The organism is Mycobacterium sp. GA-0227b, assembly GCF_001499855.1.
In the GTDB taxonomy this organism is placed as follows: Bacteria; Actinomycetota; Actinomycetes; order Mycobacteriales; family Mycobacteriaceae; genus Mycobacterium.
Window position 1 is genome coordinate 313,378 of the sequence record NZ_LQIK01000001.1, and the last position, 14,960, is coordinate 328,337.

Annotated in this window: 9 protein-coding genes and 1 tRNA gene; 5 read left to right on the plus strand and 5 right to left on the minus strand. The window is 61.0% G+C overall.

Features of this window, described 5'->3' with window-relative positions:
* Positions 1-18: 18 nt before the first annotated feature.
* Positions 19-1,473 carry an FhaA domain-containing protein gene (locus tag AU185_RS01495; RefSeq protein ID WP_059100542.1) on the minus strand — a complete coding sequence of 485 codons (1,455 nt, stop codon included), beginning with the start codon at positions 1,471-1,473 and terminating at the stop codon, positions 19-21.
* A gap of 259 nt (positions 1,474-1,732) precedes the next feature.
* On the opposite strand from AU185_RS01495, the gene AU185_RS01500 reads away from it, so the two are divergent.
* From AU185_RS01500 to AU185_RS01515, 5 genes are all read left to right on the plus strand, one after another.
* A tRNA-Leu gene (locus tag AU185_RS01500) sits at positions 1,733-1,815 on the plus strand.
* A gap of 266 nt (positions 1,816-2,081) precedes the next feature.
* Entirely contained in the window at positions 2,082-3,536 is a 1,455-nt protein-coding gene (locus tag AU185_RS01505) for a type I restriction-modification system subunit M (protein WP_059100543.1), read from the plus strand.
* 170 nt (positions 3,537-3,706) lie between these two features.
* Positions 3,707-4,720 (plus strand): restriction endonuclease subunit S, encoded by a 1,014-nt coding sequence (locus AU185_RS24490; RefSeq protein ID WP_231740381.1) that lies wholly within the window; start codon positions 3,707-3,709, stop codon positions 4,718-4,720.
* Between the two features lie 9 nt (positions 4,721-4,729).
* Positions 4,730-8,185: a DEAD/DEAH box helicase family protein gene (locus AU185_RS01510; RefSeq protein WP_059100544.1), complete on the plus strand. Its 3,456-nt coding sequence runs from the start codon at positions 4,730-4,732 to the stop codon at positions 8,183-8,185.
* Positions 8,178-10,502 (plus strand): GmrSD restriction endonuclease domain-containing protein, encoded by a 2,325-nt coding sequence (locus AU185_RS01515; protein ID WP_059100545.1) that lies wholly within the window; start codon positions 8,178-8,180, stop codon positions 10,500-10,502. The genes AU185_RS01510 and AU185_RS01515 overlap by 8 nt, the downstream gene beginning before the upstream one ends.
* A 78-nt stretch (positions 10,503-10,580) precedes the next feature.
* On the opposite strand, the gene AU185_RS01520 is transcribed toward AU185_RS01515, so the two are convergent.
* The 4 genes from AU185_RS01520 to AU185_RS01535 all read right to left on the minus strand — a co-directional run bounded on the left by AU185_RS01520 (position 10,581) and on the right by AU185_RS01535 (position 14,894).
* Positions 10,581-12,401 carry an ATP-dependent nuclease gene (locus tag AU185_RS01520; RefSeq protein ID WP_172800359.1) on the minus strand — a complete coding sequence of 607 codons (1,821 nt, stop codon included), beginning with the start codon at positions 12,399-12,401 and terminating at the stop codon, positions 10,581-10,583.
* A 226-nt stretch (positions 12,402-12,627) separates the two neighbouring features.
* Positions 12,628-13,089, minus strand: coding sequence for a ubiquitination-like system serine protease family protein (locus tag AU185_RS01525; protein ID WP_197413448.1), 462 nt, complete (start codon positions 13,087-13,089; stop codon positions 12,628-12,630).
* The gene (locus AU185_RS01530; protein ID WP_082683685.1) at positions 13,082-14,266 is read right to left on the minus strand and encodes a ThiF family adenylyltransferase; all 1,185 of its coding nucleotides are present in this window, start codon (positions 14,264-14,266) and stop codon (positions 13,082-13,084) included. The genes AU185_RS01525 and AU185_RS01530 overlap by 8 nt, the downstream gene beginning before the upstream one ends.
* The gene (locus AU185_RS01535; RefSeq protein ID WP_059100548.1) at positions 14,241-14,894 is read right to left on the minus strand and encodes a multiubiquitin domain-containing protein; all 654 of its coding nucleotides are present in this window, start codon (positions 14,892-14,894) and stop codon (positions 14,241-14,243) included. Before AU185_RS01535 ends, AU185_RS01530 begins: the two co-directional genes overlap by 26 nt.
* Between the last annotated feature and the right edge of the window lie 66 nt (positions 14,895-14,960).

Sequence of the window (14,960 nt, forward strand, 5' to 3'; positions counted from 1 at the left end):
CGCGGCCGGCCTCGGTGCTCAGTGCACGCGGACGATGATCTCGGAGTGGCCCAGCCGGATCACGTCGCCGTCTGCGAGCTGCCACTCCTGCACCGGCGCGTTGTTCACGGTGGTGCCGTTCGTGGAGTTCAGATCGGACAGCAGCGCGACCTGTCCGTCCCAGCGGATCTCCAGGTGGCGTCGCGACACCCCGGTGTCGGGCAGCCGGAACTGGGCGTCCTGGCCGCGGCCGATCACGTTCGTGCCCTCGCGTAGCTGGTAGGTCCGGCCGCTGCCGTCGTCGAGCTGCAGCGTGACGGTGGCGCCGCCGGCGGCGTAGTCGGACTGGCCGTAGCCGGCGCCGTAGCCGCCCTGCTGGCCGTAGTCGTAGCCACCCGCGGGCTCGTAGCCACCCGCGGGCTCGGCGTAACCGGCGGCCGGCGCGTCGCCGTAGCGGCCGTAGTCCGGCGGGGCGCCGTAACCCTGGTCTTGGCGGCCGTACGGCTGACCGCCGTAGCCGCCCTGGTCGGGATAGCCGCCTTGGTCGGGATAGCCACCCTGGTCGGGGTAGCCGCCCTGATCCGGATACGTGGGCCGTGGCTCGGGCCGGCCATAACCACCCTCTTCGTGACGGCCCGGCGCCGGCGAGCGGCCGTAGTCGTAGTCACCGGCGGGAGGACCGCCATAGCCCGGCTGCCCACCTTGTGGCGGACCGTAGCCGCCGGGTGCCTGGCGATAGCCCTGATCCGGGTAACCGCCCTGCGGCGGGCCGTACCCGCCGCCGGGAGGCCGTTGTTCGTACGACGGCGGTGGATAGCCTTGGTCGGAATAGCCGCCCTGTTCCGGGTAGCCGCCCTGCTGCTCTGGATAGCCGCCCTGGTCGGGGTAGCCGCCCTGACGCGGCGGGTAGGGGTCACCCTGGGGCGGGTAGCCGCCTTGCTCCTGCGGGGGATACTGACCGCGGTCGTCCGGACGGCCGTACCGCTCGTCGTAATACTCGTCGGCTGGCCGGCCCGGCCCCTGGCCGCCGCGGTAGGTCGGATTGTCGCTCATCGGTGGTACTCCTGATTCTGCGCTGGACACACGTACTCGAGGTGGTGGGGCGGGTTCGCCAGTGGTCGAGTCGGGATTGACCGCTCCACGCGCGCGAAACTGTCCGGTGTGCAGGGTGGATGATTCTTCGAACCTGACGACAACATCACCATACGTTTGCCATCCCTGCTCACGGATGTATCCCTCCAAGTGCTTGGCAAAAGTCGCTGATGTGAGGTCTGGGTCGGCGCTCACCTTCTGATAGTCAGGCACACTGAGGGTAATGACGTAGGCGTTCGGGGCCAAAACCTGGCCGCCGAGCACTTCCCGCGCACCGGTGTCGGCTTCCCGGCGGAGCATCGCCTCGACTTCCTGCGGAACTATCGAACCGCCGAACACCCGGGCGAAAGCGTCACCGACCGTCGACTCGAGCTTGCGCTCGATGCGGTCGACTAGACCCATGTCACCGCCCGCCTCACTCGGTCGTTTCGTTCGTCCTGCTCATCGGCACGGATGCCCAGCGTGTCGCCTGGCCACAATGCTCATGTGCATGGTATCGGCCCAGCGCCGCGCTGCGGGACCAACAGAATTCTGAGAATCGGATCAATCCAGCTCAGACCGTATGAATCACGATCGGTCCAGGCGCGTGACCAAGCTCTGCGGTGCCGCCGGTACGGTTGGGGAGCGGGGCGCCGTGCGTGATAGGCTCCCCCGGTTGTTGGGGCGAGTGGCGGAATGGCAGACGCGCTGGCTTCAGGTGCCAGTGTCCTTCGGGACGTGGGGGTTCAAGTCCCCCTTCGCCCACAAAGAGCGGTTCTACGAACTGCAGGCATAGAGGTCACGAACCAGAAATGGTTCGTGACCTTTGTGTTTTGTGGAGAATGCCTGATTGAACTTCCTGACGACAGGGCCGCGGGATATAGAGCTCCAAGTCCCCATCTGGATGGTCGCATGTCGCGGTACCGCCCCGATCTGGCAAGTCGATCCTCAGCGTTGTGTGCCACTTGTCGGCTGGGTCCTATATACAGTTCCGTTCAGTTCAGGACGATGAGATTGAGGGGGACTCGGCCGTGATCACCGGTGAATTGAAGAGCAAGGTCGACCGGGTCTGGGACGCATTCTGGTCCGGCGGCATCTCCAACCCGCTGGAGGTCATCGAGCAGATCACCTACCTGCTGTTCATCCGACGCCTCGATGACCTAGAGACTCTGGAAGAGCGCAAAGCGCGCCTCGGCGCATCCGGTGAGCTCCGTTTCGGTTCAGACCAACAAAAGCTGCGGTGGTCGCGCTTCAAGAATGAGGAGCCGGCTGTCATGTTCACGACGGTCGGGGGAGAGGTCTTTCCGTTCCTGCGGACCATCGGTGGCGACGGCTCGACCTACGGCGAACACATGAAGGACGCCCGGTTCACTATCCCGACGCCGCAGCTGTTGTCCCGGGTGGTCGACTTGCTTGACGACATTCCGATGAACGATCGCGATACCAACGGCGACCTATATGAGTACTTGCTGTCGAAGATCGCGAGCGCCGGCGTCAACGGCCAGTTCCGTACGCCGCGGCACATTATCAAGTTGATGGTCGACATGATGGCGCCGAAGCCGACCGACGAGATCTGCGACCCGGCATCCGGTACGGCAGGCTTCCTCGTTGCCGCGTCCGAGTACATCCGCGAGCAGCACCCGTCAGTCCTCACCGATGCCGCGCAGCGCAAGCACTTCCACGCCAGCATGTTTCACGGCTACGACTTCGACAACACTATGCTCCGGATCGCCAGCATGAACATGCTGATGCACGGCATCGAAAGTCCTGATATCCGCTACCGGGACTCGCTGTCGGAGGGTGCTTCCGAAGACGCCGAGAAGTACACGCTGATCCTTGCGAACCCTCCATTCGCTGGCTCGCTGGACTACGAGTCGACCTCGAAAGATCTGCAAAGGGTCGTAAAGACTAAGAAGACCGAGCTGTTATTTGTGGCGCTGTTCTTGAAGCTGTTGAAGCCCGGTGGGCGTGCGGCGGTTGTCGTGCCCGATGGAGTGCTGTTCGGTTCATCGAAGGCGCACAAAGACCTTCGGCGAATGTTGGTCGAAGATCAGAAGCTCGATGGAATCGTGAAGTTGCCGTCCGGTGTGTTCAAACCGTACGCGGGTGTATCGACGGCGATCCTGTTGTTCACGAAGACCAACTCTGGCGGTACCGATCAGGTGTGGTTCTACGACGTGACTGCTGATGGATTCTCTTTAGACGATAAGCGGAATCCGGTTGAAGCGAGCGATCTCCGAGATGTGCTCTCGCGCTGGATGGAACGGAATGGTTCCGAACTCTCGCGAACACGCACTGAACAGTCGTTCTGCGTACCGAAGGGCGACATCGTCGAGCAGGGATACGAGTTATCGCTAAACCGATACAAGAAGATCGTTCAGGATGTGGTCGAGCACCGGCCTCCGCTAGAGATAATCGCCGAGATCGAGAGGCTTGAGGGTGAAATTTCCTCGGGGCTGGACGCACTAAAGGCGCTGTTGTCGTGAGCATTCCTACAGTGCCGCTCACATCAATTGCAGAAGTGAAACTGGGGCGGCAGCGGTCACCGCAGAACCATGACGGTCCAAATATGCGGAAGTATCTGCGGGCAGCCAATGTTGGGTGGTCCGGTCTGCTCCTTGAAGACGTGAAGTCGATGAACTTCTCGGATTCAGAGATGGAGACCTTTCGGCTGAAACCCGGTGACATTCTCCTCAACGAAGCCTCTGGCTCGGCGACCGAGGTGGGGAAGCCTGCTATATGGAGTGGTGAAATTGAGGAGTGTGCGTTTCAGAACACGTTGCTGCGAGTGCGATGTGGGCCTAACGCAAACCCGCAGTACTTGCTCCACTACTTCCGTTGGCAAGCAGCGACATCGGCATTCGCAAGAGGTTCGCGCGGGGTCGGCATTAACCATCTGGGGCGGGATGCTCTCGCAAAATGGCCTGTACCGCTTCCTTCACTACACGCGCAGCGTCGTATCGCTTCAATACTCGACCATGCTGATGCGGCCCTACGCAAACGACGTCACACGGTAAGCCTTACAAAATCCATTGAAAGAGCCGCCTTCGCGGCAGCGTGCCGAGATGGCGATACGAGGGCAAGCTTGGCCGAGTTAGGCATCACCTTCACTAGCGGCAAGAATGTGGTGGGCTCCGCGCATGATACCCATCCGGACAACAGGGTAATTAAAGTCAGTGCGATCTCTAGCGGTCAGTTTGACCCTGCAGAGTCAAAACCGATGCCTACAAGTTATACCCCCCCGCCCAACCATCGAATTCACTCTGGGGACGTGCTTTTCGGTCGAGCGAGTGGATCATTAGATCTACTGGGAGCTACAGCAATCGTCGATAAGCCGTGTGACAACCTTTTCTTGCCCGACAAGGTATGGCGGCTAGAGGTTCCTGAGTGTTGTCAGGTTCTACCTGACTTTGTGTTGGGCATTCTTAGGAGCCAAGAGTTCTTGGCTTTTGTGCGGCACAATGCGAGCGGCGCCGCCGGCGTGCGGAACATAGCGAAAGCAAAACTTCTCCAATATCGTGCGCCAGTTCCGGCTCGGGATGATCAACAAACGTACTGCGATGTGGCAGCCAGGAGCCGACGGCAGGCCAGATTCCTAGCCGAGTCCACTAAATTCATGGATGAACTGCTCGGTTGTCTCCAATCCCGCGCTTTCTCCGGACAGCTGTGAGGTAGCGCAATGTCCAACTTCGCCTTCCTCCACACGGTCGGTTGGCCCGAGATGCACGCCGACTGCGCGCGGGCGGAGAGCTACGCCACCAGCGACCCCCGGTCAGCCTGCTTTTACAGCCGCCGCACCGTCGAATTGTTGGTCGACTACTTGTATGACGTTCTAGTCTTGCCGGTGCCGTACAAGAACGACCTTGCCGCCAAGATCAACGATCCGAAGTTCAAGTCTAAAGTCGGCGTCGGGATCGCGACCAAGTTGAACCTGATCCGCAAGCTCGGCAACACTGCTGTCCACGATTCGCAGCCCATCCCGCCGCGGGCCGCGTTGGATGTGTTGCGCGAACTGCACCACGTGATGCTGTGGGCGACATTCCGGTATTCGACTCAGCCGCAGTCAGTTCCGATGAGGGCCGCGTTCGATCCGAAGATCGCGGCGAAGGCCGCACCGTTGTCCCGGCAGGAGGTCGCCCAGCTTGCGGCGAAGTTCGCGGCACAGGACGAGGCACACGCGGAGGCGCTGGCCGAGAAGGACGAGCTTGCCGCTGCGCAGGCCGCCGAGATCGCCGCACTGCGCGACGCGATCAAGAAAGCCCAAGTCGCCAACCAGCAGACTGACGACCGCGACTACAACGAAGCCGAGACCCGAGATCGGTTCATCGACGTCATGCTCGCCGAAGCAGGCTGGCCCCTGACAGACACCAAGGACCGCGAGTACCCGGTTACCGGCATGCCGAACGGCGACGGCAAGGGGTTTGTCGACTACGTCTTGTGGGGTGCAGACGGTCTCCCGTTGGCGATCGTCGAGGCCAAACGGACGACCAAGAGCCCGCAGGTCGGCCAGCAGCAGGCCAAGCTCTACGCCGACTGCCTGGAGAACATGACCGGCCGACGGCCGATCATCTTCTACACCAACGGCTTCGAGCACTGGGTCTGGGATGACACCGGCGGCTACCCTCCGCGGGATATCCAGGGTTTCTACACCCGGGACGAGCTTGAGCTCTTGATCCAACGCCGCGACACCCACAAACCGTTGTCCGACACGCCGATCGACTCGGCAATTGTGGAGCGCCACTATCAGCACCGCGCCATTCGCGCGATCGACGACGCATTCACCGCTAAGGAACGCGAAGCCCTATTGGTGATGGCCACCGGGTCGGGCAAGACCCGCACCGTCATCGCGCTGGTGAAGCAGCTGATGGAAGCCAACTGGGTCAAACGGGTCCTGTTCCTCGCCGACCGCACAGCTCTGGTCACCCAGGCCGCCAACGCGTTCAAGGCGCATCTGCCTGATGTGACCACCGTGAATCTGGTGACCGAGAAGATCACCGACGGCCGGGTATACGTGTGCACCTACCCGACGATGATGAACCTCATCAACGACACCGACTCTGGCATTAGGAAGTTCGGACCCGGCTACTTCGACCTCCTCGTCATCGACGAAGCCCACCGGTCGGTCTACCAAAAGTACCGGGCCATCTTCGACTGGTACGACTCACTGCTCGTCGGCCTGACCGCCACCCCTAAAGACGAAGTCGACCACAACACCTACCGACTCTTCCGCCTCGAAGACGGCGTACCCACTGACGCCTACAGCCTCGACGACGCCGTCAAGGAAGGCTTCCTGGTACCAGCTGTCGGAATCTCCGTCGGCACCAAGTTCCTGCGTCAAGGCATCCGCTACGCCGATCTCTCCGAAGAGGAGAAGGACGACTGGGATGCCCTGGACTGGGGCGACGAGGACCCACCTGACGAGGTGAGCTCAGAGGAGATCAACCGGTTCCTGTTCAACGAGGACACCGTCGACAAGGTGCTCGCCGAACTGATGAGCAAGGGCCACCGCGTCGCCGAGGGCGACCGGCTCGGCAAGACCATCATCTTCGCCAAGAACCAAGCCCACGCCGAGTTCATCGCGCGACGCTTTGACGTCCAATATCCGCAGTACGCCGGAACATTCGCCCGTGTCATCACCCACAGCACTGCCTATGCCCAGTCGCTGATTGACGATTTCTCCGTCACCGACAAGGCCCCACACATCGCCATATCGGTCGACATGCTCGACACCGGCATCGATGTCCCCGACGTGGTCAACCTCGTCTTTTTTAAGCTTGTTCGGTCCAAGACCAAGTTTTGGCAGATGATCGGCCGCGGGACCCGCCTACGCCCCGATCTCTTCGGCCCCGGCAAGGACAAGCAGAACTTCTACGTCTTCGACTTCTGCGGCAACCTCGAATTCTTCAGCCAGGACCTGCAGGGATCCGAAGGCTCGTTCCAGAAGTCATTGAACCAGCGGCTGTTCGAAACGCGCCTTGGCCTGATCACCGCAATCGACCACGCCTGGCCGCCCTCGGAGGCAGAACCCGACGAGGGGCAGGGCACCGAGACCGAAAGAGGATTGCGGGTCGATGTTGCGTGGTCGCTCCATCGGGCCGTCACGGGAATGAACCTGGACAACTTTCTGGTGCGACCCCACCGCCGGCTGGTCGAGCAATACTCGCAATGGCCGGCCTGGACGTCTCTGACGCCCGATGTCGCAGGCGATGTCGCCGAACACCTCGCAGGGCTGCCGTCAGCGCACAAGGACGAGGACGAGGACGCCAAGCGCTTCGACATGCTCGTCTTGCGCCGTCAACTCGCCCAACTCGAAGGCGACGCTGTCGCGGCCGAACGGCTACGCGAACAGATCCAGAACATCGCAATTGGCCTGCTGAGCCAGACAGCGATCCCGTCGGTGAAGGCACAAGAGGGGCTTCTCGAAGAGGTCGGCGGGGATGAGTGGTGGGTTGACGTCACCCTGCCGATGCTCGAATCGGTGCGGCGCAAGCTACGCGGTTTGCTCCGGTTCCTGGAGAAGGCGAAACGGAACCAGGTCTATACCGACTTCGCCGACGAACTCAGCGAAGCCACCCTCGTTGATCTCCCGGGGATCACGCCCGGCACCAACTGGGAACGCTTCCAAGCCAAGGCCCGCGCGTATCTCAGACAGCACCAGGATCACGTTGCGCTGCAACGGTTACGACGCAATAGACCCTTGACCCCGGATGACCTCGCCTCGTTGGAGCAGATGCTCGTCGAGAGCGGTACGGGAGAGCAAGCCGATATCGAGCTGGCCAAGGAGCAGTCGCATGGCCTGGGGTTGTTCGTGCGGTCACTAGTCGGGCTGGACCGCGAAGCCGCCGCTGAAGCCTTCGGCGCATACCTGGACGGCACGAAGTTCAATGCCGACCAGATCCGCTTCGTGAACCTCATCATCACCGAACTGACAGCCAACGGCTTCGTAGAACCTGTGCGGCTCTACGAGTCGCCGTACATCGACCACGCACCGACGGGTCCCGACGACGTGTTTGGCGAGGCGGATGTTGACAACATCGTGACGATCCTGAACACCGTGCGGGACAACGCAGCTCCTGCCACTCGCGCAGCAGCGCAACCTCATGCCAATGAACAGGGAGAGATCGGCTTTGGATAAGAAGTTCACCAGCGGTGACACGCCGTTAGGCGACCTGCTTCGTCAGGCCGGACACGGGACCCTGCAGCTACCCGATTTTCAGAGAAACTGGGTATGGGATGACGGGCATATCAGCAGTCTGCTGGCCTCGATCTCGTTGTCTTACCCTATCGGCGCGGTCATGACGTTGCGAACGGGCAACCCAGATGTGAAGTTCAAGCCACGGGCCTTGGAGGGTGCCAAAGCCGCTGCAACGGTCGAGCCTGAATTGCTGCTCCTCGACGGGCAGCAGCGCATTACGTCACTGTACTTAGCGCTGGGCTCCGGAGAACCTGTGCCAACGCGAGACGCACGCGGCAATTCGATTCACCGGAGGTACTTTGCGGACATAGCGAAGTGCATAGATCCCGACCAGGATCGTGAAGAGGCGATTCTCTCGGTGTCCGCTGACGGCATGCTCCGAGGCAGGGGCGAGGTGGGCGTAGATGTCTCATCACTGCAGGGACAGGTTGACGCCGGACTGTTCCCGCTAGAGATTGTGCTGGATGCGGCGAAGACTAGGAAATGGATGAGGCAGTTCTGCGCGTCCGACGGCGCTGACGCGGACACACGTATCGAGCAGTGGGATGCTTTTGAAGAAGCGGTAGTTCACAACTTCGAGCGATACACCGTTCCATCAATCGAACTGGCTAAGATGACGCCGAAAGAGGCTGTCTGCCAGGTGTTCGAGAAGGTCAACACCGGCGGTGTTTCCCTGACCGTTTTCGAATTGCTCACCGCGACCTTCGCCGCAGATGACTTCGCCCTGCGTGATGATTGGGCTGAGCGTGCGAAGTTGCTGGCGGAACACCATGTTCTCGGTTCGTTTCGGTCGACAGACTTCCTCCAGATCATCAGCTTGCTCGCGACATACCATCGCCGGGCACTACACCTAGAAAACCACCCGGGAGATGATCGTGCGCCCGCGACGTCATGTAAGCGAAGGGACGTGCTTCGCCTGACGGTGAATGACTACCAATCTTGGGCTGACACGGTGACCGATGCGCTGCCCAAGGTGGTCCGTTTCCTCCACGCCGAGAGAGTTTTCAAGGAGTCCGACCTGCCTTACCCGACCCAGTTGGTACCTCTTACTGCGATCTTCGTAATTCTGGGCGACCGAGCTGAAAGTCACGGTGTCGCCGAGATGTTGCGTCGGTGGTACTGGTGCGGTGTCTTCGGTGAAATGTACGGCACATCAACCGAAACACGGTTCGCCAATGATCTTCAGGACGTTGTTAGCTGGGTTAAGAACGGTGCGGATGAACCGCGAACCATCCGTGAGTCGCAACTTCAGGCCGGACGCCTCGTTCGCTTGCAAACGAGGAACAGCGCAGCTTACAAGGGTCTGTACGCTCTTCAGATGAAGCGCGGGGGACGAGATTTCCGTACTGGCAACACTATTGACTTGCATGCGTATCTCGACGATGCGATCGACATTCACCACATCTTCCCGCAGGACTGGTGCCGCGCCAACGGCGTGCAGCGGTGGATCATGAACAGTATCGTCAACAAGACGGCTATTGACTCAAGAACCAATCGACGGATCGGCGGCAGTGCGCCAAGCGTCTATGTAGAGCGGCTGCAGAAGAATGAGAAGATCTCCCCCGAAGAACTCGACGCAATTCTGAGTTCGCACGACATTGACCCTATTGCTTTGAGAGCAGACGACTTTGAGGAGTTCTTCACAAAGCGCCTCGAACGTCTGATCAAGCAAGTCGAGTCAGCCACGGGGAAGGCCGTAACGCGCAGCCAGGATGGATTCGATTCACCCTTCGCACGTACCGACAGCAGTGGCGATGCCGAAGGGATAGTCGCCGTTGCAAAGGCGGGGGAGAGCAGAATCGTCGAGTTCAAATCAACGGCGCTCAAGAACCTTCGAACCGGTGAGCGCGACTCGCAGATGGAGTGGGCCATCGTAAAGACCCTGGCCGGCTTCATGAATGGCAACGGTGGATCACTACTGGTCGGAGTCGCGGACGACGGGACTTTGCTTGGCATCGAGCAAGACTTTGCGATGCTTGGGAAGAAGCAGGATAGTGACGGATGGGAGCTCTGGCTCACCGACCGCATCTCATCGTCACTCGGCAAGGTGGCTGCCGCAGACCTCCGGACGACGATCTGCGAAATAGAGGACCACACGATCGCCAGGATCGACGTAGGTCCTGCGGCAGCGCCAGTTTTTGCGACCACGATCAAAGGTGAGAAGCGCCAAGCCTTTTTCGTCCGTGTGAACAACTCCACTCAGGAACTATCCGGGCAGGAAGCCCACGACTATCAACGTCGCCGCTGGCCAAGCTAGCGACCATCACGAGTCCCCGACAACCGGGTCTAACTCTTTCGTCGGAATACGGGACATGCGCCGCATGGATTTGGCCAGTCAGAGCGGAGATCGCTCGTGCTCGGAAACGATGCTGCGAAGCCACGCTTCAAGGGGCCTGATGGCGCGGGGAAGACCCGTACGCGAGCTCAAGTGCTCTCGAAGTAGCGCGGACGGCAGATGAGGCTTCACCTTGCCGGACTTTCTGCCTGTGGAGTTCCAGCCCTTGGAACCCAACCACGAGGCCATGTCCGCCTTGCCCTGGGCTCCTTGCGCGAACTTCTCTGCTGTGGCTTTGTCGACCTGATTCTCTCCGTCCGGGCCGAGCTTCTCGGCGAGGTCCGCCTGCCTCATGGTGTCGAGCAGGAGGCCTTCCAGATCTGACGCAAGCACGAACGCATCCCATGCATCTAGCATCGCGTTCAGTGCTGCCTGTTGCTCAAGCGCCGCGGTGAGGTGTGTGACTTCAGTGTCCGCCAGGCCGCACAGCTCCAAGAGCTCGTCCTGCGGCGGCCGCGGATCCTTGGCCTTCAGGATCTCTAGCAGCTTGCGCTTCCCGTTACCGCCGGCCTTATGCAGCCCATCCTTGTCTGTGACGACGTAGGCCTGAACTCCGAAGAGCTGCGCGAGGCGGATGAGATGGGGGATGTTGTCAATGCTCGATGCTTCAACCACGGTTATTCCCAGGGCATAGTGGCCGCCAGGCCCGCCCGTGATCTTCTGAAGCAGGTAGTCGATAAGCAGTTTGTCGCCGTGCCCCTCGACGAGGACCACCGCATTCGCAAACACCAGTTCGCTGTTGGTCGCGTCGCAGTACCTCGACAACCTGCCCTCTTCGGCTTCGGACATTTCCTGGCGCTTTGCCGTGTAGTTCATCCCGGAGGGGCTCAGCGGTAGTCGGACGATGCGGCGGACGGAGAAGGAATCCACCAGAACGGGGCTGTGGGTCGTTACAAGGAGCTGCGCGTCTTGGGAGATGTCGCGAAGAATCTTCGCCATCGCCCGCTGGGTCTGCGGATGGAGGAACGCCTCGGGCTCCTCAATCACAAATACAACCCGGCCTGCTGTCTGACTGCTCCTAGAAGCGACGTACCGGAGAATACCTAGAACCATTGCGGACTGGAACCCCGTGCCGCGCTCGCCGATTGAGACCTCGATCTCGTCCTTGCTCGTGATGACGGCTTCTTTGAGCATGCCGCGTAGCGCGTGCCGGGAATCCGGCAGCTTGATACCGAGATCACGTTCGCGGAAGGGCAACTCGGAGGCGACAGCCTTCATGGAGTCACTCAGTACGCTATGAACGAGTTTCTCGACTGGAGCAATTGCGTCCTCGAACTCTCTCTGCAACTGAGTTTTTCGCGAACCACCCGAGCGTACTAGTACGCCTTCGAGGGTCTCGTGCAGTCGAAGTAGAGACTGGTCGTTCTCGCCCTGACCTGTCTCGCTCACACGGACGGACGGGATCTTGACGAAGCTGAAGGACTCCAGCACGCGTTCGTAGTGTTCGCGGGCACGTGGTGATTTGCGGCTTGCGGCATAGCCGATCGTTCCACCCCGGGTACAGGAGATCTTGACCCAGAACGTTCCATTCCTCACCAGAGCGTCCGAGAAAAACTGTTTCTCGTCCTCAGTGAGGCCGCCGAACTGCACCTGAATGCTCGACATCATTCGCGGCCCGCCGTTTACGTAGTAGTCGTGCAAGGGCTTCAACCTCAGGAGGTCTGCGCTCGACGGGTCCGCGAAGAATGTCTCGAGAACGCGGAGGAGCGAGGATTTGCCGGCGTTGTTTGGACCGGCGATGAGCTGCAGCGCAGGATCAACCTCGACGCTCAGGTTCTCGAACCCGAGGAGTCGTTCGACGTCAATACGGTCGATGTACACGAAGCTCAACATACTGTGGTCGCCCACACGCGGACCTCTGTCAAGGGCAACGGCTGATGTGCGGCGCGGCGACGGATGCGTGGTCTCCGAAACACCCCGGTTCTTGGGATACCGAAGCTGCGGGCTGGGCTCCTGGAGCGGACATGTGGCCGCGTCATGGCGAGCTGGAAACCGCGCCGTAGGTCGGACAACAATCGCATTCAGATGCTGAGAAGGCGCGCGCCTTTCAATTGCGTTGTCGCAATAGACGCCAGATGCGTGACAGGCGATTGACCCGTTTGTTCTGGTGCGAGACCCTATTGGCTTCAGGTTCGTGGTCCCCTGCGTCTTCGTAAAAGCGCTGCTTTGCGCGCCTGTCGGCGGCGCGGAGGGCTTCGACACGAGCTGTCGGCACAGTCTCACACCAAAGCACTTGGCCCTGTTTGATCCAGTAGTGAGAGGCGCAGGCCAAGCTGCTGTTGTTGACTGATGGGCTGAGTGACACCGTTTCGCCGTCGAAGGTGATCCGCCAGTCGGTCGGCGAGAGTGCGTTGACCACTTCATGTCCGCATCCGCAGGCGCACAGGTGCACGGTGGTGGCGTACTCGATGCAGACATAGAGGGTTGATGGTTCGAGGTGCCGGTATGGAGGTACCTCGGAGACGAAGCGGTGGCCGAACACGGATGCGGCGCGGGATATGTCAGGCATGGTCGGGGCCGACGTTGTCGATCTCGTTAGTTGCCAGGGTGTAGTTGGTCGAGTCGATGGGGTTCAAGTCTGCGTAGAAGCCTAGGGCCTTTTTGAACGCGACGACGGCGAGCGCCGCGTTGAGGGCGTTGAGTTCGGCGAGTTGCACGCCGTGCTGGTAGGCGTCATCTCCGATGTCGCCGAGGGAGATCTGTGAGCGCGCGGCTGTGCGGCTCTTTTCGTGGGGACGGCTGATGGTGGTGCGGACTATGCCGCTCAGTGCATCGTCGATGACGTCGACGCCGATGCCGGTGTCGACGAAGGGAATGCCGCGTTGCTCGCAGCGGTCGATGATGATCTTCTTCGCGGGCCCGTCGTCGATGCACACGAAGACGAACGCCATGTCGTCGATGCCATCGATCGTGTTCTCGTCGAGTGCAGTCTGGTGGGGGACGATTCCGCGGTGCATCGCCGTGTACCGGGCAGTGTGGTAGTCGACCTTGGCCACGTGATTGAGCAGCTCGTCCAGTGTTGCAGCGCCGGGGCTGCGAAAGGCGTTGTGCTGGAGAAAGTCATCGTCGTCGAAGAGGTGGATTTCGCGGATCGGTGTCTTCGCTAGGAAGTCCAGGACGTAGCTGCCGGTGCCGCCGAGTCCGATGATTGCGACCTTCGGCACGGCCAGCTTGGAGGTGACGGCTGTGATGCCGGCACGGCTGGATGCGGTGTCGAGGTATACCAGGGGCGAGTCGTCGGCGTCGTCGGTGAGCGGCGGGTAAGTCTGTGCAGACACGGTGGGATCGATGGCCTGCGCTCGGCTAGTCAGGAGATTGGCGTAGGTGGTCATCTTGGCGAAGTAGTCGGGGTAGCCGACTGCTGGCTTGTGGCTGAAGGTGTGATTAGTCGTCAGCTGAGCGTTGATCTGCTGGGGTTGGGAGTCGATGACCATTTCACGCAGCGGGGTTCCGTCGGGGTGGCAGGGCATTTCGCCGATGAACCGTACGACGTGATCACTCGGTGTGGCGGTGACCTGTCCGGCCAGGGTGAGTTCGGAGACGAGGGTGCCGCGCGCTACCCGGCGGTCGGCGGTGACGTAGGGCACATCAGACAGCAGGAGGTGCGCGCCGACGATCGAGACTGCGTAGCCCTGATCGCGCAGGCGACGCAGGTCGGGGCTAAGACTTATCGGAATGCTGGACACTGACGATCGTGCCTTCCTTGACGGTGAGGACGCCGCCGACGGGCAACGAACCCTTCGAGTTCGGCCCGGCAGCCCTGCTGTAGGTGATTGTGAAGAGGACGTTCTCGCCGGTGGGTGGGTTGTCGAAGGCCAATTCCACGAGGCTCTCGAAGCTCAGCTCGCGGTGCTCGACGCGCTTGGGCCGTGTGTTGACGATGATGGTGACGGGGCGGTGCCGCTCGGGCGCTGAGAAGAATCGCTCGCCGCCGGTGATCTCGAGCATCTCGCCGTGGGCAAGGCGACGGTCGTTGGCGTCGGGAATGTCGCGCCAGATGGCGTCGTCGCCGCTAATCGGCGGCGTGGGCAGGTGGCGCAGCTGCTGTTCGGAGATCGCGCCGGCGGGGACGGTGTACGGCTGGGTGTTGAGATAGATGGTCACCGGCATCGAGGTGTAGAACCGCATTTCTTCGCTGATCGTGATTACCACGTCGGCGGCGATGGCCGGATCTGCAGCGTCTTCGATGTCCCAGAACAGGTCCTGAGCCGGCGGGGTTACGAGAGCACGGATCTGGGCGCCGGTGTACCGGCCGGGGGCCAGGGCGTGGGGCGATCCGTCGAGGTAGACGGTCAGTTTCCTGGGTGCGTTCACGGTGATCCTTCCTATTGGGCTCGCGATGCGCGCCACGTCGACGATGCAGCTATGCACCGAGGTAGT

Coding starts and splice junctions, on each gene's coding strand:
- AU185_RS01495 (WP_059100542.1), bottom strand. CDS start 1,473: ATGGGTCTAGTCGACCGCATCGAGCGCAAGCTCGAGTCGACGGTCGGT.
- AU185_RS24490 (WP_231740381.1), top strand. CDS start 3,707: ATGGAGACCTTTCGGCTGAAACCCGGTGACATTCTCCTCAACGAAGCC.
- AU185_RS01510 (WP_059100544.1), top strand. CDS start 4,730: ATGTCCAACTTCGCCTTCCTCCACACGGTCGGTTGGCCCGAGATGCAC.
- AU185_RS01525 (WP_197413448.1), bottom strand. CDS start 13,089: ATGCCTGACATATCCCGCGCCGCATCCGTGTTCGGCCACCGCTTCGTC.